This is a genomic window from Pseudomonas sp. lyk4-R2A-8, assembly GCF_030209095.1.
GTDB lineage: Bacteria > Pseudomonadota > Gammaproteobacteria > Pseudomonadales > Pseudomonadaceae > Aquipseudomonas > Aquipseudomonas quebecensis.
The window spans coordinates 39,470-54,762 of record NZ_JARVSS010000001.1 but is presented as its reverse complement, the minus strand read 5'-3'; the positions used below and the strand labels follow the sequence as shown (position 1 = coordinate 54,762).

Sequence of the window (15,293 nt, the reverse complement as noted above, 5' to 3'; positions counted from 1 at the left end):
CTTGCCCCCGATGCAGGCCACTCGTTTTATCGCCCAGCGCCCCCTTTTGGTGCCATCAGCAAATGATTAGACTGCCGGCCTCTTTGCAAGGATCGCCATCATGCTGCTGATGCTTTACCTCATCGCCATCACCGCCGAAGCCATGACCGGCGCCCTGTCCGCCGGTCGGCGCGGCATGGACTGGTTCGGCGTGGTGCTGATCGCCTGCGTGACGGCGCTGGGGGGCGGTTCGGTGCGTGATGTATTGCTGGGGCATTACCCGCTGACGTGGGTCAAGCACCCGGAGTACCTGGTGCTGACCTCCGTGGCTGCGCTGGTGACGATCTTTATCGCGCCGCTGATGCGACGTCTGCGCTCGGTCTTCCTGGCGTTGGACGCAGTGGGCCTGGTGGCATTCACTTTGATCGGCTGCATGACTGCCCTGGAAATGGGCCACGGCATGCTGGTGGCGTCGGTCAGTGGTGTGATCACCGGGGTGTTCGGCGGCATTCTGCGGGATATCTTCTGCAACGATATCCCGCTGATCTTCCGCCGCGAGTTGTATGCCAGCGTGTCGTTCCTCGCCGCCTGGTTCTACCTGCTGTGTCTGCACCTGGAACTGCCCGGCGAGCAAGCCATCCTGCTGACGCTGTTCAGTGGCTTTCTATTGCGCCTGCTGGCGATCCGCTTTCACTGGGAAATGCCCAAGTTCGTCTACAACGACGATGTGCACTAGCGTTGCGCGTGCTGCTTGAGTGCCCATTCCACATGCTCACGCACCAGCGCCGAGGGGTGCTCACGGCGCGCCTTCAAGGCTTCCAGCACCGGAATGCTTGATGGCGCATTGCCCAAGCCTACTGCCAGGTTACGCAACCAGCGCTCATAGCCGGCGCGGCGCAGGGGCGAGCCTTCGGTGCTGCTGAGGAATTTATCCTCGTCCCACATAAACAGTTCGGCCAGTTCTGCGTTATCCAGGTTATGCCGTGGCTGGAAATCGCCTTCGCCAGTGGCACGAGCGAAACGATTCCACGGACAAACGATCTGACAGTCATCGCAGCCGAATACGCGATTGCCGATCAGTGGGCGCAGGTCCTCCGGAATCGCGCTTTTGAGCTCAATGGTCAGGTACGAGATACAGCGCCGGGCGTCCAGCACATAGGGGCCGACGAAGGCGTTGGTGGGGCAGATATCCAGGCAAGCGGTGCAGCGTCCGCAGTGCTCGGTGCTATGGGGCGGGTCGACCGGTAAGGGCAGGTCGACGAACAGCTCACTGAGGAAAAAATAACTGCCGGCCTTGCGATTGAGTACCAGGGTGTTCTTGCCGATCCAGCCCAGGCCGGCTTGCTCGGCGATGGCCTTTTCGAGCACTGGCGCGCTGTCGACAAAGGCCCGAAAGCCAAAAGGGCCGATCTGGGCCTGGATACGGTCGGCCAGTTGCTGCACGCGTTTGCGGATCAGCTTGTGGTAGTCGCGGCCGAGGGCGTAGCGGGAGATGTAGGCTTTTTCCGGCTGGGCCAGCATGTGCGCCATATGGGTGTCGCCGGGCAGGTAATCCATGCGCAGCGACACCACGCGCAGGGTGCCGGGTACCAGTTCTTCGGGGTGGGAGCGTTTGCTGCCGTGGGCGCCCATGTAATCCATCTCGCCGTGGTAGCCGGCGTCGAGCCAGCGTTGCAGGTGCTGCTCATGCTCGGCCAGGTCCAGGCCACTGATGCCGACTTGCTGAAAGCCCAGCTCGCGGCCCCAGTCTTTGATCGATTGGGCGAGGGCGGGCAGATCGGAGGTAATAGCGGGCATGAGACACGGGAAACCACAGGTTAGATGCGTATAATTCTGCCAGACATCGGAGCTTGAAGACGCATGCCTCAGACAAAACACGAAATAACCGACGTTCAGCCACTATTACCCGGCCAATTGCCGCACCTGGCTGCGCGCTCTGCGGATGCCCATAAAGGCCAGTTCGGCCACCTGCTGGTCATCGGCGGTGACCTGGGCTTCGGCGGCGCTGCGCTGTTGAGTGCCGAAAGTGCCTTGCGCAGTGGTGCGGGCATGGTGTCCCTGGCGACGCGCCTTGAGCATGTGCCGGCTGCATTGGCCCGTCTGCCGGAAGTCATGAGCGTGGGCGTGAGTTCTGCCAACCAGTTGATGGGCTTGCTGGAAAAAATCTCGGTGATCGTTATCGGCCCCGGCCTGGGCGCTGCCGCCTGGGGCAAAAGCTTGTTATCGGTCGCGGCCAATGCCCGTCAGCCGCAAGTGTGGGACGCCGACGCGTTGAACCAACTGGCTGCTGGCGGTGTGAGCCTGCCAGCCAACTGCGTGATCACCCCGCACCCGGGCGAAGCGGCGCGTCTGTTGGGCTTGTCGACAGCCGAGGTTCAGGCGGACCGTCTTAAGGTGGCGCGCGCGTTGAGCCGGACATTCAACGCCGTCGCCATTCTCAAAGGCGCGGGTAGTTTGATTGCCAGCCCGGATGGACGGGTTTCCCGCTGCGATCAAGGCCATCCGGCGATGGCTACCGCAGGGCTGGGCGATGTATTGGCCGGTCTGGTCGGCGCGTTGCTGGCCCAGGGAATGCCTGCGTACGAGGCCAGTTGCCTGGCCGTTTGGCTGCACGCCACGGCTGGGGATCGACAGGGCACCTTGGGGCGCGGGCTTGCCGCCAGTGACCTGATCCCCGCCATTCGTCAATTGCTGGAGGAGCAGTCGCCATGCCTGAAGTAATTCTCTTCCTGGCCGATGAAGACGCCATGGTTGCGTTGGGCCATCGCCTGGCGCAACTGACGGCCGGTAACGGTCTGATTTTCCTGGAAGGCGACCTGGGAGCAGGTAAGACCACGCTGTCCCGTGGGATTATTCGCGGGCTCGGTCATGAGGGCGCGGTAAAAAGCCCGACGTTCACGTTGGTCGAGCCTTACGAGATCGGCACGATGCGCGCCTTTCACTTCGATCTCTACCGCCTGGTGGACCCCGAGGAATTGGAGTTTATGGGCATCCGTGATTACTTCGATGCAGAGGCGCTGTGCCTGATCGAATGGCCAGATAAAGGTACAGGCTTTTTGCCAAAGCCTGACCTGACCATTACCATTACGCCGCATGAGCATGGACGTCAGCTGAAGTTGTTGCCCCAGAGCACGCGCGCCGAGTCGTGGTGTGCCGCTCTGGCTTTGGAATTCAAATAATTGGTGGGGTTAGGTATGCGCTTTCGCGCGTTGGTTGCTGTCGTAGGGGTGTTGCTTGCGGCAATGACTGTCAATGCTCTGGCTGCTTCACAGGTAAAGAGTGTGCGCCTGTGGCGAGCGCCGGATAACACGCGACTGGTGTTCGACCTGTCCGGGCCGGTCCAGCACAGTGTCTTTACCCTGGCGGCGCCCGATCGCCTGGTGATCGATATCAACGGCGCGACCCTGGCCGCGCCACTTAAAGTTTCTACCGCCAACACGCCGATCACCGCCATGCGCTCGGCGCAGCGTACGCCGACCGACCTGCGCGTGGTCATTGACCTGAAAAAAGCCGTGACGCCCAAGAGCTTCTCGCTGGCGCCGAATGCCCAGTACGGTAACCGCCTGGTGGTCGACCTGTTCGACAACGCCGCGGATGCCGCTCCGCCGCCCGCGCCGACGCCGAGCGTGGCGACCGTACCGGCGGTGCCGGTAACCCCGTCGCAGCCTCAGGTCAAGCTGCCACCGCCGCCGCCGGCACCGGCCGGCAAGCGTGACATTATCGTGGTCATTGATGCCGGTCACGGCGGTGAAGACCCGGGCGCCTCCGGTTCACGCGGCCAGCATGAAAAAGACGTGGTGCTGGCCATCGCTCGCGAGCTGCAGCGCCAGGTCAATGGCATGAAAGGCTACCGTGCCGAGCTGACCCGCACCGGCGACTATTTCATTCCGTTGCGCGGCCGTACCGAAATCGCGCGTAAGAAGGGGGCCGACCTGTTTGTGTCGATCCACGCCGACGCCGCGCCGTCGTCTGCGGCCTTCGGAGCATCGGTATTTGCCCTCTCGGATCGAGGCGCCACGTCCGAAACCGCGCGCTGGCTGGCCGACAGCGAAAACCGCTCCGATCTGATCGGCGGGGCCGGCAACGTTTCCCTGGATGACAAGGACAAGATGCTCGCCGGCGTACTGCTGGACCTGTCGATGACCGCCTCGCTGACTTCCAGCCTGAACGTCGGTCAGAAAGTGTTGAGCAATATCGGCCGCGTCACGTCGTTGCACAAACAGCGCGTTGAGCAGGCCGGGTTCATGGTGTTGAAGTCGCCGGATATCCCATCGATCCTGGTGGAAACCGGCTTTATCTCCAACGCCAACGAGGCGTCCAAATTGGCCAGCGCCAGCCACCAACAGGCATTGGCGCGGTCCATCAGTGCCGGCGTGCGTCAGTTCTTCCAGCAGAATCCGCCTCCCGGCACGTACATCGCCTGGTTGCGCGACTCCGGGAAAATCGCCCAAGGCACGCGTGACCATCGCGTACAACCCGGTGACACCCTGGCCATGCTGGCGGTGCGCTTCCAGGTATCGCCCGCGACCTTGCGCACTGCGAACAACCTGAAAACCGATGAATTGAAGGTCGGCCAGGTATTGACCATCCCCGGCACAGAATTGGCGGCACAGTAATGAGCGAAACAGTTCTCGGCAGCGGCTCGCGCATTGAATTGCTCAGCCCGCGCCTGGCCAACCAGATCGCTGCGGGCGAGGTGGTGGAGCGGCCTGCGTCGGTGATCAAGGAATTGCTGGAAAACAGCATCGACTCCGGCGCCAAACGTATTGATGTCGACGTGGAGCAGGGGGGGGTGAAGCTCTTGCGGGTGCGCGACGACGGCAGCGGCATCTCCTCCGACGACCTGCCGTTGGCGCTGGCCCGTCACGCCACCAGTAAGATTCGCGACCTGGAAGACCTTGAGCGCGTGATGAGCCTGGGTTTTCGCGGCGAGGCCCTGGCCTCCATCAGTTCCGTGGCCCGCCTGACCCTGACCTCGCGCACCCGCGGCGCCGACCAGGCCTGGCAAGTGGAAACCGAGGGGCGCGACATGGCGCCTCGGGTCCAGCCGGCCGCGCATCCGGTGGGCACCTCGGTTGAGGTGCGCGACCTGTTCTTCAATACGCCGGCGCGGCGTAAGTTCCTCAAAGCCGAGAAAACCGAGTTCGACCACCTGCAGGAAGTCATCAAACGCCTCGCCCTGGCGCGTTTCGACGTGGCGTTTCACTTGCGCCACAACGGCAAGACCATCCTCAGCCTGCACGAAGCCAATGACGACGCCGCGCGCGCCCGTCGGGTGGCGGCGGTGTGCGGTGCGGGGTTCCTGGAGCAGGCACTGCCGATTGAAATCGAGCGCAACGGCCTGCGCCTGTGGGGCTGGGTAGGTTTGCCGACCTTCTCTCGCAGCCAGGCGGACTTGCAGTACTTCTTTGTGAATGGCCGCGCAGTGCGCGACAAACTCGTTGCCCACGCGGTGCGCCAGGCCTATCGCGATGTGCTGTTCAATGGACGGCATCCGACCTTTGTGCTGTTTTTCGAGGTCGACCCGGCGGTGGTGGACGTTAACGTCCACCCGACCAAGCACGAGGTGCGCTTCCGTGATGGGCGTATGGTGCACGACTTCCTTTATGGCACCCTGCACCGCGCGCTGGGCGACGTGCGCCCGGACGACCAACTGGCGGCGCCGATCGTGACGGCAGTGGTGCGCTCAAGCGGCCCCGAGGCCGGTGAGTTCGGTCCCCAGGGTGAGATGAGCCTGGCGGGCAACCTGCTGCAATCGCCACAGCCGCAGCCAGCCTACACGGCACCGGGCGGCGGCGCGGGGGCGGGTTATCAGTACCAGTACACGCCACGTCCACAATCGACGGTGCCGGTGGCCGAGGCTCAGGCAGCCTATCGCGAATTCTACGCGCCGCTGCCGGGTGCTGAGCCGAGCGCAGTGGCTCTGCCCGAAGGTGGCGGTGATATCCCGCCTTTGGGTTATGCGTTGGCTCAGCTCAAGGGCATTTACATCCTGGCGGAAAACGCCCATGGCCTCGTGCTGGTCGACATGCATGCCGCCCACGAGCGAATCATGTACGAGCGGTTGAAGATCGCCATGGCCAGCGAAGGTCTCAGCGGCCAGCCGTTGCTCGTGCCGGAATCGCTGGCGGTCAGCCAGCGCGAGGCCGATTGCGCCGAAGAACACCACGGGGTTTTTCAAAAACTGGGCTTTGAGCTGCAGCGCCTGGGGCCGGAAACCCTGGCGATCCGTCAGATCCCGGCGCTGCTTAAGCAGGCGGAAGCCAATCGACTCGTAGCCGATGTGCTGGCGGACCTGATGGAATACGGCACCAGCGACCGCATCCAGGCGCATATCAACGAACTGCTCGGCACCATGGCCTGCCACGGCGCCATCCGCGCCAACCGTCGGCTGGCGTTGCCGGAAATGAACGGGCTGCTGCGCGACATGGAAAACACCGAGCGCAGCGGGCAGTGCAACCACGGCCGACCGACCTGGACCCAGATGGGCCTGGACGATCTGGACAAACTGTTCCTGCGCGGTCGTTGATGAGTGCCTTGCCCCCCGCAATCTTCCTGATGGGCCCCACGGCCGCCGGCAAGACCGACCTGGCCATTGAGCTGAGCAAAGTGCTGCCATGCGAGCTGATCAGTGTCGACTCTGCCCTGGTTTACCGGGACATGGATATCGGCACGGCCAAGCCATCCAAGGCGTTACTCGCGGACTATCCGCATCGGCTGATCGACATCATTGACCCCGCGCAAAGCTACTCGGCGGCGGATTTCCGTACCGACGCCCTGGCCGCCATGGCCGAGATCACCGCACGGGGCAATATTCCCCTGCTCGTGGGCGGCACGATGCTCTACTACAAGGCTTTACAGGAAGGTCTGGCGGATATGCCGCCGGCCGACGCCCAGGTGCGCGCCGAGCTTGAAGACGAGGCTGCGCGCCTTGGCTGGCAAGCCCTGCATGATCAATTGGCGACGATAGATCCGGTGTCTGCGGCGCGTATTCATCCCAACGACCCTCAGCGCCTCACGCGGGCCCTGGAAGTCTGGCGCGTCAGCGGGTCGACCATGACCGAGCACCGGCAGCGTCAATCTGCGCAAAGTGCTGATGCAGGCGCTTCTGGACAGTCACAATTGCCCTATACTGTGGCCAATCTGGCCATCGCTCCTGCAAATCGCCAGGTGCTGCATGAACGAATTGCACAAAGATTCACAATTATGTTGGAACAGGGGTTTGTAGAGGAGGTCGTAGCACTGCGTTCCAGAGGTGACCTGCATCCAGGGTTGCCTTCGATACGTGCTGTAGGCTATCGCCAAGTCTGGGATCATCTGGATGGCAAGCTGACGTCAGCCGAAATGCAGGAGCGCGGCATCATCGCCACGCGCCAATTGGCAAAGCGCCAGTTCACCTGGTTGCGCAGTTGGAGCGATTTGCACTGGCTGGACAGCCTGGACAGCGACAATCTGTCACGCGCCTTGAAATACTTGGGAACGGTCTCCATATTGAGCTGAGTCCTTGCAATTGCCGTCTATCCTTGGGGGTGTGACGGTCTTAAGCTATTTTTTCCGATTTTTATTATTGATCCTTAAAGGAGTGCGGCACATGTCAAAAGGGCATTCGCTACAAGACCCTTACTTGAATACCTTACGTAAAGAGAAAGTGGGGGTTTCCATTTATCTGGTCAACGGTATCAAGTTGCAAGGTACGATCGAGTCGTTCGACCAGTTCGTGATCCTGCTGAAAAACACCGTCAGCCAGATGGTTTACAAACACGCTATCTCGACAGTCGTTCCCGTTCGCCCGATCCGCCTGCCTAGCGCAGCCGGCGACGAACAAGGCGACGCTGAGCCAGGTAACGCCTGATAGGAGTCTCCTTTGTTCTTTGAGCGCCACGGTGGTGGTGAGCGAGTGATCCTCGTTCACTTGGATGGACAGGACCCTGAGGCGCGCGAAGATCCGCAGGAGTTTCAGGAGTTGGCAAATTCGGCCGGCGCCGAGACCGTTGCGTTTTTTAACGTGCCGCGTCATCGGCCAACCGCCAAATACCTGATCGGCAGCGGCAAGGTCGAGGAACTACGCGACCTGGTCCACGCCGAAGAAGCCGATCTGGTGATCTTCAATCACACCCTCACGCCCAGTCAGGAACGTAACCTCGAACGTGTTTTCGAGTGTCGCGTGATCGACCGCACCGGCCTGATTCTCGATATCTTCGCCCAACGCGCCCGTACCCATGAAGGCAAGCTCCAGGTCGAACTGGCCCAGCTTGATCACATGAGCACGCGCCTGGTGCGTGGCTGGACTCACCTTGAGCGCCAGGGTGGTGGTATCGGCATGCGCGGCCCGGGTGAAACCCAACTGGAAACCGACCGCCGTCTGCTGCGGGTTCGCCTGCGTCAGATCAAGGGCCGGCTCGAGAAAGTCCGCAGCCAGCGCGAGCAGTCGCGCCGTGGCCGTTCACGCGCGGACATTCCTACGGTGTCCCTGGTGGGCTATACCAACGCCGGCAAGTCCACGCTGTTCAACAACGTGACGAAGTCCGATGTGTATGCGGCCGACCAATTGTTTGCGACGCTCGATCCCACTTTGCGTCGGTTGGATCTGGCCGACCTGGGGCCGATCGTGCTGGCCGATACCGTGGGTTTCATTCGTCACTTGCCGCACAAGCTGGTCGAAGCATTTCGGTCTACGCTCGAAGAGTCGAGCAATTCCGACTTGCTGTTGCATGTGATCGATGCAGCCGAACCGGATCGCATGCTGCAGATCGAGCAGGTGATGCTGGTGCTGGGCGAGATTGGTGCCCAGGACTTGCCGATCCTCGAGGTCTATAACAAACTCGATTTGCTTGAAGGTGTAGAGCCGCAGATTCAGCGCGATGAGAACGGCAGGCCCCAGCGGGTCTGGCTGTCGGCGCGCGATGGCAGTGGCCTGGAGCTGCTTGAACAGGCGATTGCCGAGTTGCTCGGCAGTGATTTGTTTGTCGGCACCTTGCGCTTGCCCCAGCGTTTTGCTCGATTGCGTGCACAGTTTTTCGAGCTGGGCGCGGTACAGAAAGAAGAACACGACGAAGAAGGTGTCAGCTTGCTGGCCGTTCGATTGCCGCGCTCGGAGCTGAATCGGCTGGTCAGCCGTGAAGGTGTCGTACCGACAGAGTTCATCGAACAACACACTTTGCAATAAAAGCCTCCGAAAGCGGTTGTGCCGCAGTAGCAGGCATTCTGTAGCATTGGTCGGCGCGCCGTGGGTGCGTCTTTGCTTTATCAGATGGAGAGCGCTATGGCTTGGAATGAGCCGGGTGGCAACTCGAATAATCAGGATCCTTGGGGTGGTAAGCGCCGCAATAATGGCGACCGCAAGGGGCCACCGGATCTCGACGAGGCCTTCCGAAAGCTGCAGGAAAGCCTGAATGGGTTGTTCGGTGGTGGAAAAAAACGTGGTGGTGACGACGGCGGTCGCACGAGCAAGGGCGGTGGCTATGGCCTGCTGGGCCTGGGCCTTGTGGTGCTGGCGGCTGTCTGGCTGTACAGCGCGGTCTATGTCGTGGACGAGCAGGAGCAGGCCGTGGTGCTGCGCTTCGGCAAGTACTACGAGACCGTCGGCCCGGGCCTGAATATCTATTTCCCGCCTATCGACAAGAAGTACATGGAAAACGTCACGCGTGAGCGTGCCTATACCAAGCAGGGGCAGATGCTGACCGAAGACGAGAATATCGTCGAAGTGCCGCTGACCGTGCAGTACAAGATCAGCAACCTTCAGGACTTCGTGCTGAACGTTGATCAGCCGGAAATCAGTCTGCAGCACGCGACCGAAAGCGCCCTGCGCCATGTGGTGGGTTCCACCGCGATGGACCAGGTGTTGACCGAAGGCCGTGAATTGATGGCCAGCGAAATCAAGGAGCGCCTGCAGCGGTTCCTCGATACCTATCGCACCGGTATCACCGTCACCCAGGTGAACGTACAGAGCGCGGCGGCACCGCGTGAAGTGCAGGAAGCCTTCGACGACGTGATCCGTGCCCGTGAAGACGAGCAGCGTTCGCGCAACCAGGCTGAAACCTACGCCAACGGTGTCGTGCCGGAAGCCCGTGGTCAGGCCCAGCGCATCATCGAAGACGCCAACGGGTATCGCGACGAAGTGGTGTCCCGCGCCAAGGGTGAGGCTGACCGCTTCACCAAGCTGGTGGCCGAGTATCGCAAGGCGCCTGAAGTGACCCGCGAGCGTCTGTACCTGGACACCATGCAGGAAGTCTTCAGCAACACCAGCAAGGTTCTCGTGACCGGCAGCAAGGGTGGGCAGAACAACCTGCTGTACCTGCCGCTGGACAAGATGATCGAGGGTGGTCGTAGCAACACCAGCGCGCCGTCCACCGGCTCCACTGCCGCTGCCAACGAAGCGAGCGCCCGTGCGGCCGCTGACTTGCTGCAACAGCAAACACGTACCAGGGAGAGTCGTTGATGAGCAATAAATCGCTGACCGCCCTGATTGTGGGCGTCGTCGTGGTCATCGCTGCCTGGAACTGCTTCTACATCGTGGCTCAGACCGAGCGTGCGGTGCTGCTGCAATTCGGTCGCGTGGTCCAGGCGGATGTCCAGCCGGGCCTGCATGTGAAAGTCCCCTACGTCAATCAGGTGCGCAAGTTCGACGCACGCCTCATGACCCTGGATGCACCGACGCAGCGCTTCCTGACCCTGGAAAAGAAAGCCGTGATGGTTGACGCCTACGCCAAGTGGCGCGTCAAGGATGCCGAGCGCTTCTACACCGCAACCTCCGGCCTCAAGCAGATTGCCGACGAACGTTTGTCGCGTCGTCTGGAATCGGGCCTGCGTGACCAGTTTGGTAAGCGCACCCTGCACGAGGTGGTGTCCGGTGAGCGTGATGCCTTGATGGCGGATATCACGGCCTCGCTGAACAAGATGGCGGAAAAGGAGCTGGGTATCGAGGTGATCGATGTTCGGGTCAAGGCCATCGACCTGCCCAAGGAAGTGAACCGCAGCGTGTTCGAACGTATGAGCACCGAGCGTGAGCGTGAAGCCCGTGAGCATCGCGCCAAGGGTAACGAGTTGGCTGAGGGTATCCGTGCGGATGCCGATCGTCAGCGTCGTGTACTGCTGGCCGAAGCCTATCGCGAGTCTGAAGAGGCCCGTGGTGATGGCGACGCTCAAGCCGCGGCGATCTACGCCAAGGCCTACGGACAGGACCAGGAGTTCTACGCGTTCTACCGTAGCCTGCGCGCCTACCGTGAAAGCTTCGCCAATAAAACCGATGTCATGGTGCTGGACCCAAGCAGCGATTTCTTTCGCTACCTGGAAAAAGCCAAGTAAGCGCCTGTGACTAAGTAGGACGCACTCCGTCGGGCGGGTAAAACGCCTGGCGGGGTGATCCTTTCAGAAAACGGGTGTATGATGCGGCAGCCGGGAAATTCCCGGCTTTTTTGCGTCTGCATGTTTGATTCGGCAGGCGTGACAGGTTTTTCGAGGAAAGTGCCCGACGAGGCCGCTGGCAGGCCGTTCGTCACGTCGCTCTTGCGCGTGGTTTATGCAGGCGGCGGGCACTTTCTGCTTCACTCAAGGCTCGGCCGAGGGCTGGCCGCCCGGATCAAAGGGGAATGGCGTAATGGCAACGGTAGACCGCTGGCTGCTGCCAGATGGCATCGAAGAAGTACTGCCACCAGAAGCTGCGCGCATTGAAGTAGCGCGTCGCCAGGTGTTGGATCTGTTCCAGAGCTGGGGTTATGACTTTGTCGTGACCCCTCATATCGAGTACCTCGAATCCCTGCTGACCGGCGCGGGCCAGGACCTGGATCTGCGCACCTTCAAGGTTATCGATCCGCAGTCCGGCCGGCAGATGGGTTTTCGAGCCGACATCACGCCACAAGTGGCGCGTATCGATGCGCACACCCTGCGTCGCGAAGGTCCGAACCGTCTGTGCTACGCCGGCAGCGTGCTGCATGCGCAGCCACGTGCGTTGTCTTCCTCTCGCAGCCCGATCCAGCTTGGCGCTGAGCTGTACGGCGACGCCAGCCCGAGCAGCGATGTGGAAGTCATCAGCTTGATGCTGGCCATGCTGCAACTGGCCGACGTGCCGGATGTACACATGGACCTGGGCCACGTCGGTATCTACCGCGGTCTGGCCCGTGCGGCCGGTTTGTCCGGTGAAGTGGAGCAACAATTGTTCGATGCGTTGCAGCGCAAGGCCATCGATGAAGTGATCGCACTGACCGAAGGTGTGCCGGCCGACCTGGCCCGCATGCTGCGTGCGCTGGTGAACTTGTGCGGCGGCCGCGAAGTGCTCGCCGCCGCCCGTGAGCAACTGGCGAGCGCGCCGGCGGCGGTCCTGGCGGCATTGGATGACGTGCTGGCGATTGCCGAGCAGTTGTCGGCACGTTTCCCGCAGTTGCCGCTGTACTTCGATTTGGGCGAGCTGCGCGGTTATCACTACCATACTGGCGTAGTGTTCGCGGTGTTTGTTCCGGGTGTTGGCCAGGCCATCGCCCAAGGCGGTCGTTACGACGATATCGGCGCCGACTTCGGTCGTGCGCGTCCGGCCACTGGTTTTTCCACCGATTTGAAAACCCTGGTGACCCTGGGGCGTGCTGAGGTCGAGCTGCCGTCTGGTGGCATCTGGATGCCCGACAGTACGGACGCGGCACTCTGGCAGCAGGTCTGCCAGTTGCGCAGTGAGGGTCAGCGTGTCGTCCAGGCGTTGCCTGGGCAGCCATTGGCCGCCGCCCGTGAAGCGGACTGCGACCGGCAATTGATTCTGCAGAACGGGCTTTGGCAAGTATCGCCACTGGCTTCTTGAGTTTTCCTGCCGGCCATCGCCGGCACCAAGTTTGCGCGAATGAGGACAAGTGTTATGGGTAAGAATGTCGTAGTCCTGGGCACCCAATGGGGTGATGAGGGCAAAGGCAAGATCGTTGATCTGCTGACCGAACATGCTGCCGCCGTAGTGCGCTACCAAGGGGGTCACAACGCTGGCCACACCCTGGTCATCGATGGCGAAAAAACCGTTTTGCACCTGATCCCGTCGGGCGTACTGCGCGAAGGCGTGCAGTGTCTGATCGGTAACGGCGTGGTGGTTGCACCGGACGCCCTGCTGCGGGAAATCACCAAGCTGGAAGAGAAAGGCGTACCGGTGCGCGAGCGCCTGCGTATCAGCCCGTCCTGCCCGCTGATCCTGTCCTTCCACGTCGCGCTGGACCAGGCCCGTGAAAAGGCCCGTGGCGAGCTGAAGATCGGCACCACCGGTCGCGGCATCGGCCCGGCCTACGAAGACAAGGTTGCACGTCGTGGCCTGCGTGTGGGCGACCTGCTCAACATGCCGCGCTTCGAAGACAAGCTGCGTGAACTGGTGGATTACCACAACTTCATGTTGGTCGGTTACTACAAAGAGCCGGCCATCGAATTCGACAAGACCCTGGCCGAGTGCAAGGAATACGCTGAGCTGCTCAAGCCGCTGATGCTGGATGTGACCGCTGAGCTGCACGACCTGCGTCGCGCCGGCAAGGACATCATGTTCGAAGGCGCCCAGGGTTCGCTGCTGGACATCGACCACGGCACCTACCCGTACGTGACCAGCTCCAACACCACCGCAGGTGGCGTCGCTACCGGTTCGGGCGTTGGCCCGATGTTCCTGGACTACATCCTGGGCATCACCAAGGCCTACACCACGCGCGTCGGTTCGGGGCCATTCCCGACTGAGCTGTTCGACGCAGTGGGCGCCCACCTGGCCAAGCAAGGTCACGAATTCGGCGCCACCACCGGCCGTGCGCGCCGTTGCGGCTGGTTCGATGCCGTTATCCTGCGCCGCGCTATCGATGTGAACAGCATCTCGGGCATATGCCTGACCAAGCTGGACGTACTCGACGGTCTGGAAACCATCAACATTTGCACCGGCTATAAAGATGCAAACGGTAACGATGTTGCACCGACCGACGCTGACAGCTACGTAGGCCTGCAGCCGGTGTACGAAGAAGTGCCAGGTTGGACCGAGTCGACCGTGGGCGCCAAGTCCCTGGAAGAATTGCCGGCCAACGCCCGGGCCTACATCAAACGCGTCGAAGAGCTGATCGGCGCACCGATTGACATTATTTCGACGGGCCCCGACCGCAACGAAACCATCGTCCTGCGTCATCCGTTCGCTTGATAAGCTGTTGATCTGAAAAACAAAGGGCTTCTTCGGGAGCCCTTTGTCGTTTCTATCGGCCAAACGGCATGACCCTTGCTGTATTTCCTTCTTTCGCGGTGCTATCAATTTAATGGCACCCGTGGTGGAGGGATTTTCCGATGTCTGCCGTTCTTTCATTGTTACAAAGCCGTTTGTTGCGGCCGGTGTTCGTTACCCTAGGTATCGCTCTTTTGGTGCAAGTGTTGGTGGCCGTCGCGCTGACGCGGAGCACCGTCACAGCGTTGGAGGCCGATCTAGGCAGTCGCCTGGGGATCGACAGTCAAAAATTGTCGAACGAGCTGGCGCAGGCCGGCAAGGAAGTCACCTCCAGTCTCGACAGTCTGTCGTCCAGTACGCGCCAGCGCCTTACCAGCGGTTTGTCTTCGCGCTTGCAGGCAGAACAGAAGCAACTGCGTGCGACCCTGGAAAAAGACCTGCAGGATTCCGCCAATGATATGGCGCAGTTGCTGGCATCGGTCGCCCCACGCGCCATGTGGGACAGCGATGTGCCTACGCTGTCCGAGTTTGCCCGTCGGGCCCAGCGCAATCCCAATGTACTGTTCGTGGTCTATGACGACGCGGCCGGCGAGCATTTGACGCGGTACCTGAATCGCGAAAATCCGATCAACAAGGCGTTGCTGGAAAAAGGCCAGGGCGATCGCGCCTTGGACAAGGTCCTCAACGCCGCCAGGAATGATCCGTCGGTGTACTACGTCGAGGCGTCCATCAGCCCTAATGGTGTAGAAATCGGCAAGGTGCTCATGGGGGTGTCCACCGCTTCGGTGGAAGCCGACCTGCAGGCGCTGGATAAGCGTTTTGCCGCCCTGATCGCCAGCGGTGACCAGTTGGTGGGTGACAGTCTCAAGGGCGCCGCGGCTGACAGTGCGGCCGCGATGGGCGCCAGGCTGCAATCGGCGCAGGCTACCGCCACCCAGATGACGGCCAATACCTCCAGTGTCGTGCAGGAAGCGGCCGGGACGTTGCGTTGGCGCATCGGTATGGGCCTGGCGCTGGTAGGGCTTGCGGTTCTGTTGCTGATTGCCGTGGTGCTCGGGCGACGCGTGGTCAATCGCCTCAAGCTGTTGATCGCCGCCATGGACGATCTGGCCGCAGGCGAGGGTGATCTGACCAAGCGAGTGCAGATCAACAGCAAGGACGAAATCGG

General features: G+C 61.5%; 13 protein-coding genes and 1 pseudogene. 13 read left to right on the top strand and 1 reads right to left on the bottom strand.

Going from position 1 to position 15,293, the window contains the following annotated elements; genetic code table 11:
• Positions 1-97 precede the first annotated feature (97 nt).
• A complete protein-coding gene (locus tag QRN10_RS00220) occupies positions 98-715 on the top strand; it encodes a trimeric intracellular cation channel family protein (RefSeq protein ID WP_181080494.1) in 618 nt (205 codons plus the stop codon).
• Here the strand turns inward: QRN10_RS00220 and queG are convergent.
• Positions 712-1,776 carry a tRNA epoxyqueuosine(34) reductase QueG gene (gene queG, locus QRN10_RS00215; protein ID WP_181080474.1) on the bottom strand — a complete coding sequence of 355 codons (1,065 nt, stop codon included), beginning with the start codon at positions 1,774-1,776 and terminating at the stop codon, positions 712-714. The two genes, QRN10_RS00220 and queG, sit on opposite strands and share 4 nt — an antisense overlap.
• Positions 1,777-1,839: 63 nt before the next feature.
• On the opposite strand from queG, the gene QRN10_RS00210 reads away from it, so the two are divergent.
• From QRN10_RS00210 to QRN10_RS25210, 12 genes and pseudogenes are all read left to right on the top strand, one after another.
• A complete protein-coding gene (locus tag QRN10_RS00210; protein WP_253510162.1) occupies positions 1,840-2,700 on the top strand; it encodes an NAD(P)H-hydrate dehydratase in 861 nt (286 codons plus the stop codon).
• Positions 2,688-3,158, top strand: a complete 471-nt coding sequence (gene tsaE, locus QRN10_RS00205) for a tRNA (adenosine(37)-N6)-threonylcarbamoyltransferase complex ATPase subunit type 1 TsaE (RefSeq protein ID WP_181080472.1) — start codon at positions 2,688-2,690, stop codon at positions 3,156-3,158. Before QRN10_RS00210 ends, tsaE begins: the two co-directional genes overlap by 13 nt.
• A 15-nt stretch (positions 3,159-3,173) precedes the next feature.
• Positions 3,174-4,595, top strand: coding sequence for an N-acetylmuramoyl-L-alanine amidase (locus QRN10_RS00200; RefSeq protein ID WP_285427667.1), 1,422 nt, complete (start codon positions 3,174-3,176; stop codon positions 4,593-4,595).
• A complete protein-coding gene (gene mutL / locus QRN10_RS00195; RefSeq protein ID WP_285427666.1) occupies positions 4,595-6,508 on the top strand; it encodes a DNA mismatch repair endonuclease MutL in 1,914 nt (637 codons plus the stop codon). The genes QRN10_RS00200 and mutL overlap by 1 nt, the downstream gene beginning before the upstream one ends.
• Positions 6,508-7,479 (top strand): tRNA (adenosine(37)-N6)-dimethylallyltransferase MiaA, encoded by a 972-nt coding sequence (gene miaA, locus QRN10_RS00190; protein WP_181080493.1) that lies wholly within the window; start codon positions 6,508-6,510, stop codon positions 7,477-7,479. Before mutL ends, miaA begins: the two co-directional genes overlap by 1 nt.
• Before the next feature lie 91 nt (positions 7,480-7,570).
• Positions 7,571-7,831: an RNA chaperone Hfq gene (gene hfq, locus QRN10_RS00185; protein ID WP_003188059.1), complete on the top strand. Its 261-nt coding sequence runs from the start codon at positions 7,571-7,573 to the stop codon at positions 7,829-7,831.
• Positions 7,832-7,843: 12 nt separating this feature from the next.
• A complete protein-coding gene (gene hflX / locus QRN10_RS00180) occupies positions 7,844-9,145 on the top strand; it encodes a ribosome rescue GTPase HflX (RefSeq protein ID WP_181080469.1) in 1,302 nt (433 codons plus the stop codon).
• A 96-nt stretch (positions 9,146-9,241) separates the two neighbouring features.
• Positions 9,242-10,417: an FtsH protease activity modulator HflK gene (gene hflK / locus QRN10_RS00175; protein WP_181080468.1), complete on the top strand. Its 1,176-nt coding sequence runs from the start codon at positions 9,242-9,244 to the stop codon at positions 10,415-10,417.
• Positions 10,417-11,283: a protease modulator HflC gene (gene hflC / locus QRN10_RS00170; protein ID WP_034095607.1), complete on the top strand. Its 867-nt coding sequence runs from the start codon at positions 10,417-10,419 to the stop codon at positions 11,281-11,283. The genes hflK and hflC overlap by 1 nt, the downstream gene beginning before the upstream one ends.
• A gap of 292 nt (positions 11,284-11,575) precedes the next feature.
• The gene (locus QRN10_RS00165) at positions 11,576-12,763 is read left to right on the top strand and encodes an ATP phosphoribosyltransferase regulatory subunit (protein ID WP_181080467.1); all 1,188 of its coding nucleotides are present in this window, start codon (positions 11,576-11,578) and stop codon (positions 12,761-12,763) included.
• Positions 12,764-12,817: 54 nt separating this feature from the next.
• The gene (locus tag QRN10_RS00160; RefSeq protein ID WP_181080466.1) at positions 12,818-14,107 is read left to right on the top strand and encodes an adenylosuccinate synthase; all 1,290 of its coding nucleotides are present in this window, start codon (positions 12,818-12,820) and stop codon (positions 14,105-14,107) included.
• Between the two features lie 140 nt (positions 14,108-14,247).
• Positions 14,248-15,276, top strand: a pseudogene (locus QRN10_RS25210) (methyl-accepting chemotaxis protein); the annotation flags it as partial.
• Positions 15,277-15,293 lie beyond the last annotated feature (17 nt).